The following is an 8762-nucleotide window of genomic DNA, read 5'->3' as shown; positions in this document are numbered from 1 at the left end:
TGAACCGGCAACGCGTGTGCAGACTGCGAAGACACGACTTCAGCAGCTTCGGCGAGGAATCGCCGGAACATCACTTCGGAGTTGGCTTCGCTCATTGCTGGCGAGGCCGGCATCGGTGTCGCGGGCTGAACCGGCAACGCGTGTGCAGACTGCGAAGACACGACTTCAGCAGCCTCGGCGAGGAATCGCCGGAACATCACTTCGGAGTTGGCTTCGCTCATTGCAGGCGAGGCCGGCACGGGTTGCGTGTGATCAGGCCACTGGGTCGACTGCACTTCGACGCTGTGCTGGAAGCTGGAGAGCGAATCCAGATCGGGGGAGTCGAACCAGTCGGGATCAGGCAGATTGTTCAGGTCCAGAGAAACCGTGGGCAGGGATGGCTGCGGCGTGGCCGGCTGGCCTTCCTGCAAAGGCTGGCCCCTGTGGTGGCCCAGCAGCACCTTGAGGGCAGCCTTCAAGTCCCTGTGGGGCCCATCGGCTCCGCCGCTCTCGCGGAGGTACTGGTCCCGCAGCCCTTGGACCTCCTGCAGCTCCCCTCTGCGGTCGATTTCCAGGATGTCCTGCAGCCCACCTGGGTACGCTGGGCTGTCATGCGTCCTTTGTTGACGCAGCCATGTGCTGAAGTGGATCAGATGGCCGCGGTAGTTGGCCAGCGTAGTCGCTTGCAGGATGCCTTTCTTGGCAGCGATGGCGGCATCGATCGACTTGGCTTCCGCCTGGGGGAAGTCGGGCGCATAGCCCGAGTTGGCCCGCGGAACGTCCCTGCCGGCGTGGCCCCGAATCCGATCGCTGTTCTGGGTGCCGGCGAAGCGCTGCAGGCGGGCCACGGCGGCGGGCAGGTGGCGCCTGGCCGATGGGTTGATGCCGGCCAAGTGGGCCTCAAAGAGTTGCTTGGCGTCGGCGTGGCGAGCATCCCCATGCATGGCCAGCCACCCGGACAGCCCGCCATGGCCCTTTTTGACGAGTGCCGCCCCGAAGCGAATGAGCAAACCTGCGTCCCTGAGCCCCTGCCGGGCTGGGCCTCTTTGTTCGGAGTCGTTCCGCAACTGCTGCAGAAGCTGCCGATCGTCCGGTGGAAGCCGCTCCAGCAGCTGGTTCGGACGGACCTGCGAGCGCGTGCTGTCTTCCGGCAGGTGCCTTTCCTCGGGGGGCACGATGATCAGCAGGTTAAGCGCCGTATTGAGGTAGCGGCGTTGGTCGTCGCCCCAACGGCCAATGACCCTGTCCCTGTCTGCGAGGGCCCGAGACTTCACGTCTTCATCCGAGCTTTCGTAGCGCTGCAGGAAACCTCGCAGGTCGGCGTGCGGATTGTCGGCCAGCATTTCCTTCGCGAAGCGTGCCAAAGCAAGCCCGTATTTCGCAATCGTCCGCGGAGCAAGCATCAAGGTCTCGGCCGCCATAGTGAAGACCTCGATCATTTCGAGATTGTCTTCGTGAGTGTCGTGGGCTGGCATCTCCCCGTGCGCGGGTTCCACTGCGGCAGCCGGCTGCCGCATTTCCGTCGCCTGACTGGGCCGATGTTCCCCTACGAACGTGTCGCGGTTGCCCTCTACTCGAAGGCGACGCGCAGAGGGAATGCCGGCCTGCTCCTGCATCCGATCTAGCACGTATGCGAGCCTTCGACTGCCTGGCTGCGATCCGATATGCCGCGTCTGCAGCTGCCGCGCGAGCCGCTCGCGACCGTCGTCAAACATGGCGAGCCACTCCGAGACTCCACCGTGTCCACCACGCAGCAGCGCCGCAGAGAACTGGCTGAGATGCTTCGATTCGTCTTTGCCGAGTGGTTCGAGCAGCGCTCTCTCCGGCGCCGGAAGCAGCCAACGCCGATGGTGGGGGCTGACGTCGTCCTCGGTCATCCCGTCTTGGTGACACATCGCGTCCCGCTCGTCGGTGGGAATGGCGCAGAGCAGGTCCAGCGCGTCACGAAGGCCTTGGCCGGCGAAGCGCTCGGCCTGACTTTCGATGAAGGCATCCACTTGCTCGCGTGCCGACTCGCTGACATCGGTGTCGGTACTTCCGTAGCGCAGCACAAACCTGCCCAGGCGGTCGTGCGGATCAGCTTGCGACAGGCTGACGGCGAAGCTGAACAAGGCTGCGCGGTCTCTTTCCATCGCCCGATGATTCTGTCCGGCGGCCTTGCTGCACTCGGGGTACACATGCTCCACGAGCAACAGATCTTCCATGCGATTGCGGTACCACTGGACAGCAGCCTCGCGCGGCATGGCCAGGCGTGCGGACCGGACTTCTTCATTGACAGGAGAGCTCGACGGGCTGGCGCGCACTGGTGAACCGAGCGACGGCAGCGCGTTGAGATTGGAATCGAAGCCGCGCAGGAGTTCGCTCGTGTTCTGCGATGCAACTGCGCTTTCCCCGCGGGATGGGGCCGCCGTGGCCAGCCATCGTTGAAACAGATCCGCCGAGTTGCCCGGGCTGTTCGGTGCGGCCCCAAGGCTCGCCGGAAATGCAGGATATGCGGCCTGCGCACCGATGAACGGTGACGAAGCGCGACCGGCCAGGATTCTGGCCGATGGCTGCATCGGAGGAAACGACGTGCTCGTGCTGGCCGGTCGCGGTGACACGCCTTGCAAGCTTGAGTCGACCGACGGGGCGATGCGCGGGCGCACGTTGCGAGGCTCATTCGCTTCCTCGCCGCGATCAGGTAGAGGACGGCCGGGCGCGGCACGGTTGATGCGATCCAAGATAAGCCTTTCCCGTTGAGGACGCTGCAGCATGGGGGCAACGGCGCCGTGAGGCTTGTTGGACTCCGAAAGGAGGCATGAAAGTGCGAAGTTTCATGTCGAGGATGGCATGAAGTGGCCAAGACCGGCGTCCATCACGCATGACTCACGCGGGATACTCCGCCGTGGCGACCACGCTGCATTGGGTGAGCAGTTCAATGCGGACAGACTTCGTGCTCGATGCCTTGGAGCAGGCGTTGTACGCTCGTCAACCGGAGCGGGACAGTAGTTTGATCCATCACAGCGACCGCGGTTCGCAATATGTGTCCATTCGGTACTCCGAACGCCTCGCAGAGGCCGGCATCGTGCCGTCGGTGGGCAGCAAGGGCGACAGCTACGATAACGCGCTGGCCGAGACGATCAACGGGCTCTACAAGGCCGAACTGATCCATCGGCGCGGACCGTGGAAGACAAAGGAGGCCGTCGAACTGGCCACACTGGAATGGGTGTCCTGGTTTAACAACCATCGGCTGCTCGAACCCATCGGCTACATCCCACCGGCGGAGGCTGAGGCAAACTACTACAAGCAACTCGTCAGTCAAGCAGCCACGGTGGCGGCCTGACTTAAACCAACGGGCCTCCACGAAACCCGGGGCGATTCAATGGGGGCCATCAAGAAGAGCGAGTTCGAACGCATCATTGTCAATACGACCGTCCAGGAGAAGGCCATTGCGCATCCCACCGACAGCAGGCTGCTGGAAGTCGCGCGGGAGAAGATTGCGCGTCTGGCCAAGCGCGCCGGTATCGCCTTGAAGCAGACGCACCAGCGCGAAGGCCGGACCTTGCGTCGCCGTGCAGCGGGCTACGCCCACGCCAAGCAGTACCGACGGCTCAAGCGAGTGCTGCGCCGCCAACGCACCATCCTCGGGGCTTTGGTGCGCGACGTGCAACGCAAAATGACGGCCTTGCCGGATGCGATGCGCGACGGCTTGAACGTGTGGCTGGAGCGTGCCGAGCGCATCCGCACCCAGAAGCCACGCGACAGCGGCAAGCTGTATGCGTTGCATGCGCCCGAGGTCTCCTGTATCGGCAAGGGCAAAGCCCGCAAGCCCTACGAATTTGGCGTCAAGGTCACCCTGGCCGTCACGCATCAATCCGGGCTGATGGTCGGTGCCCGCAGCCTGCCCGGCAATCCGTATGACGGCCATACCCTGGCCACGCAGCTCGAACAGACCAACACCTTGTTGGAGGACCTCGGCGTCAAGCCGAAAGTGGTGGTCGCCGATCTGGGCTATCGGGCGGCGGGCCCGGACATCGCGCCGGTACAGCTGATTCATCGCGGCCGCTACAAGACGCTCACCAACGTGCAGCGCAAATGGCTCAAGCGCCGCCAGGCCATCGAGCCTCTCATCGGCCATGCCAAGCACGACCACGGCATGGCCCGCTGCTGGCTCAAGGGCAGCGAAGGCGATGCACTGCACGCGGTACTGTGTGCCGCCGGGTTCAATCTCCGCTGGCTGCTGCGTGCCGTCGGCCGTCTTGGTCTGCGCGCAGTTTTTTTGCGCCTGCAATTTCTCGCCTTTGTGGCAGCCGCCTGCCATCATCGTCCCCCGGCTCTCTCATGGCGGTGGCCACCATCACCGACTCAACATGCTCTCCGCAAATTCAGCATGAACTGAGGGAAGTGAATTTCGCAAGTCCGACTATCTATGCAAGTGAGTTCTGCAATTCCCTCGCCAATCCGGATATTGCAAAGGTTTCGACGCCCAAGCTGCCCGCGACGGCGACGAGGCTGTCGCACTGTGCCTCGCTCAGATGCGCCACTCCCGCGCCCAGCCCGGCTATCGCGTGAGCTTTGCCATCGTCACTGCTGAGACTGAGGGCAGCCGCGACGAGGGCCTCGCGCTGGGAATCGCTCAGATGGGCCACTGCCGCGCCCAGCCCGTTAATTGCACTAGCCTTGTCGAAGTTGTCGCCGAGGCCGAGAGCGGCGACGACGAGGCTCTCGCGCTGGGAATCGCTCAGATGCGCCGCTGCCGCGCCCAGCCCCTCTATCGCACGAGACCTGTGCCAGCTGTCGCCGAGGCCGATGGCGGCGACGACGAGGCTCTCGCGCTCGGAATTGCTCAGGTGCGCCACCCCCACGCCCAACCCGGCTATCGCAAGAGCCTGGAAAAAATTATCGCCCAGGTCCATCGTGGCGGCGACGAGGCTCTTGCGCTGGGGCTCGCTCAGATGCGCCACTGCCGCGCCCAGTCCGGCTATCGCATCACCCGTGGCGCGGACATTGCCGAAGCTGATGGCGGCGGCGACGAGGCGGTCGCGCTGGAACTCGCTCAGATGCGCCATTCCTGCGCACAGTCCGGCTATCGCATCAGCCTTGTCGCCGTCGCGGGCGAGGCCGAGGGCAGCGCTGATGAGGCGCTCGTGCTGCGACTCGCTCAGATGGGCCATTCCTGCGCCAAGACCTTTTATCGCGCGGGCCTTGTCGTCATAGGTGAGGCCGATGGCGGCGACGACGAGGCTCTCGCGTTGCGACTCGCTCAGATGCGCCATTCTTGCGCCAAGACCGAATATCGCGCGGGCCTTGAACTGGCCATCGTTGATGCCGACCGCGGTGGCGACGACGCTATTGCGCTGGTGTTCGCTCAGATGTGCCAGACCCGGGCTCAACCTGGCTATCGCAATGGGCATGTGGAGTTCTCCCATGCCGATAGCGGCGGCGACGAGTCTGTCGCGCTGGGGCTCACTCAAATGCGCCGCCCCCGCACCCAGCGCGCCGATTGCTTCGGCTTTGTCTCTGGAGGTGGAGCAACTGGTGGCGCAGTCGATAAGGCGCTCGCGCTGGCCCTCGTTCAAATGCGCCATTTTCTCGCTCAGCGCCGCTATCGCCGAGGCCTCGTTGCTGCTATTGGCGAAGCCGATCGCAGTGGTCAGGAGGCGTTCTTGCTGCTGCGGCCTTAAGAGTCCGAGCATGGATGCATACTTCCCAACAAGTCCTGGGGTGAGCTGGCTGCAGTCGCTGACATGACGTTCAGCCGCTTGCATCAGGCGGCTGAGCAGTCGGTATTTGGGGAAGGAGTCGACTCCCTGCACCAAATCCCGTAGATCGCGAGACGTCCCCCACAGGGCCATCAGATTTCGGGCCCTCGAAGGTGCGTCGCTCGGCAAGTAGTCGAGGATCTTTCTCTGACAGTCCGTTGCGAGCTCTTGGAACGGTGCTCTTCGTGGCGCGATGCTACTCGATGGCGATGTCCTCGCTGTCAATCCGGACGGTCCGCAAAGGTTGCTCTCTTGGACGGGACGTGATTCCGGTGTGGGATTACCTTGCTGGCCCGCCGCGTCGGTTCGCGTATGCCGCGTACCCGTGACTGGCCTGGAAATGATGCAACCCATGCTGACTCCGGCTTGAACTTGATGTGAATGAAACGACCTTCCAAATTAGACCCTTCCCCCCGGCGCACACCATGGCGTACAGCCGAAGTGATGTTCGAGTGGACGAAGAACAGTAGCGGTAGGGACGAGGATTGCTCCCCGCCACTCACCCCATGGCACGTCTCAACAAATCGCTTGTAGGCGGTCTGGACGGTCTAGATTTTTTGCTGGCTCAAACGAATAATTCAGCAGCTTGTTAAACACGAATTTCTCCGGCGGCACTACCGGCGAGTCGCAAACGCCTGGCCCAGCTGGCGCGCTCGCTTGGCATCGTCGCTGTGCAGGTAGATCGACGTGGTGGCAATCGAGGCGTGGCGCAGGTTGTCGCGCACCGCGGTCAGATCCGTACCGTGCGCCAGCGCGTGGGTGGCATGCGTGTGGCGCATCCAATGGGGGCTCGCCCGCCGAAGCTTTTCGGCGACCACGGGGTTGCCAGGTTCCAGCAACGTCGCCGCCTGCCGGAAAAATCGGCGCATCACCGTCCATAGCCGCGCTCCGGTGATGCCCGCCTCGCTGTGGGGATCGAGGCTGCCGATCAGGCGTGTGTTCGGGTTCTGCTGCGCTGGCGTGGTCGGTATGCCTCGCTGCACCAGGTGAGTGTCGAGTGCCGCACGTGCGAGTGGCGGCAGCACCACTTTGCCGGCTTTGCCACCCTTGCCGACAACGTGCAGCCAGCGATCGCCATAGGCATCGGTCTCGATGGCGCCCAGGGTCGTGCCAACGAGTTCGCTTGCGCGCAGCCCGGTCGCGTACGCGAAGTCGAGCACGAAGCGCACGCGCTGCGCGGCCGGCGGCGCCCATCCGTACGACCACTCCAGAGCATCGGCAACGGCGCGCAGCAACGACCATTCGCCGTCGGCAAACACATGCGTCGTGGGCAGCGGCGCAGAGCGCGAGACGCCGCGCACCTTGATGCCAGAGAACGGGTTCGCCAGCACGTAGCGCTGTTCGATCAACCAGCGGTACATCGCCCCGAGCACGGACAGTGCGTAGGAAGTCGAACGAGGCGACAAGACGCCGGCGAACGGGCGCCACTCCGGTGACGTGCGTGGCCGGGGCGGCCCGACCCAGCGCTCGCGCGGGGTCGGGCGCCGCAGGAACGCCCGATAAGCGATCGCATCTTCGGTGGTGAGCGATGACAGCGCCCGTTGGCGCTCGACAATGGCCCACAGCATCAGCCGTTCGGCCTCCTTGCGGTAGGCATTTTGTGTGGCCGGCGTCTCGTGCAAGGAGAGCCAGGCCTGAACGGCCTGGTGGTCGTTGGTGGCGTTCAACGCACAACTTGCTCGGGGTGCCCGGAAGGCTCCTTGCGAGCCGTCGACTTCGTCGGGTGTCTGCAGTCGCTCCCAAGGCACGACGCCCTGCGGCGAGGACCTCAGCACGAGCGCGCGTGCACGCTCGGTGAGTTCGGGGTGTGCAGCGAAGAAGGCCTCGACATGGCGTGCCCCTGTGGCGCCCAGGCCAGCAATCGCGGCCCACCAGCGCCGCCGCCGTGGAACTCGAACCGTCAGCGCCGCCAGTGTCTTGATGCCTTGCGCGCGCAAGGCGACCACGACGCGAGGTGACAACCACTGCCCGACATCGTCGCCGATGAGCGGCACGGGCGCTGGCGCATCGCGCAGCACATCGATGGCTCGCGCCACGGCGTGAGCGTGTCGAGTTCGAGCGCTTTCGGGGTGCACGAACAGCGCGGCAAGATCATTGCGATGGCGATCGCGGGCAAGGTTCGCGAGCTGACGGCGCAGCCGCCCGAGGACGCCGCGCGCCGATTGGCCTGGCGCCATCCGATCGCCCAGGTAGCGCATCACCGCTTGGCGTGACGGCATGCCTTCGTACCAGGCACGCAGCGCCGACAAGGCCGCCGCGTCCGGCAGGCCAGGCGGCGCGTCGATGCCGATGTGAGCCATTTTGGCCGCTGTCCTTCGGGACTGGCGTGTTTGAGCGGAAGGCTGTTCCATATTGCAACATCGCTGCTTCAATAATAGCTGCTATTTAAATATGCGCACTTTTTGGCGCCCGGCAGGCGGACCAATTTGCCGGCCAACCCCTCGCTTTTCGACCCCGAATAGACCCGATGCCCCGTCGCGAACTACTGACACCCGCGCAGCGCGACCAACTTCTCGCGTTCCCAACAAACGAAGCCGAACTGATCCGGTTGTACAGCCTCAGCAACGCTGACTTCGCATTTCTCAGGGCCCACCGGGGCGTGCACAACCGCCTGGGCGTGGCCGTGCAGATCGCCTATCTGCGATTTCCAGGAAGGCCAATCGCGCACGACGAACTGCCACACGCGCCACTGCTGGCCATGATCGCCGTCCAGCTGCGCGTGCCGGTGTCGGCCTGGGCTTTGTACGCCACGCGTGACCAAACCCGCCGCGAACACGTCGTCGCCATCACGCGCTGGCTGGGCCTGCGCGCGCTGGACCTGAACGCGCACCGCGCGTTGTCCCATTGGCTGCTGCCCATTGCCATGCAAACAACGCAAGGCCTCGTCTTGGCGCAGGCGTTGGTCGACGAGATGCGCGGCTGCAATATCGTGTTGCCGGCACTGAGCACGATCGAACGGCTGTGTGCCGAGGCCTACACGCGCGCGCAGCGCCGCATCTTCAAGCTGCTGACGGCGCCCTTGAGCGAGGCGCAAAAGGCGTC

General features: G+C 64.4%; 4 protein-coding genes and 2 pseudogenes. 3 read left to right on the top strand and 3 right to left on the bottom strand.

Going from position 1 to position 8762, the window contains the following annotated elements; all coding sequences use genetic code 11:
* A partial coding sequence (locus AC30NL_RS06190) for a hypothetical protein (RefSeq protein WP_489463136.1) occupies positions 1–2699 on the bottom strand: 2699 nt, incomplete at its 3' end.
* 185 nt (positions 2700–2884) lie between these two features.
* On the opposite strand from AC30NL_RS06190, the pseudogene AC30NL_RS06185 reads away from it, so the two are divergent.
* Positions 2885–3301, top strand: a pseudogene (locus AC30NL_RS06185) (DDE-type integrase/transposase/recombinase); the annotation flags it as partial.
* Between the two features lie 36 nt (positions 3302–3337).
* Positions 3338–4357 (top strand): annotated as a pseudogene (locus tag AC30NL_RS06180) (IS5 family transposase); the annotation flags it as partial.
* Between the two features lie 28 nt (positions 4358–4385).
* Here the strand turns inward: AC30NL_RS06180 and AC30NL_RS06175 are convergent.
* Both AC30NL_RS06175 and AC30NL_RS06170 read right to left on the bottom strand, forming a co-directional pair.
* Positions 4386–5654, bottom strand: a complete 1269-nt coding sequence (locus tag AC30NL_RS06175; protein ID WP_489463135.1) for a hypothetical protein — start codon at positions 5652–5654, stop codon at positions 4386–4388.
* Positions 5655–6334: 680 nt separating this feature from the next.
* On the bottom strand, positions 6335–8020 hold the full coding sequence (locus tag AC30NL_RS06170) for a site-specific integrase (RefSeq protein WP_489463134.1): 1686 nt from the start codon (positions 8018–8020) through the stop codon (positions 6335–6337).
* 167 nt (positions 8021–8187) lie between these two features.
* On the opposite strand from AC30NL_RS06170, the gene AC30NL_RS06165 reads away from it, so the two are divergent.
* The coding region (locus AC30NL_RS06165) for a DUF4158 domain-containing protein (RefSeq protein WP_489463133.1) at positions 8188–8762 on the top strand (575 nt) is incomplete at its 3' end.

The sequence above is a fragment of the Rhizobacter sp. genome (assembly GCA_021153565.1).
Taxonomy (GTDB): domain Bacteria; phylum Pseudomonadota; class Gammaproteobacteria; order Burkholderiales; family Burkholderiaceae_C; genus Albitalea.
Note: the sequence above shows the minus strand (reverse complement) of the source record. Positions and strands in the feature narration are given on the sequence as shown.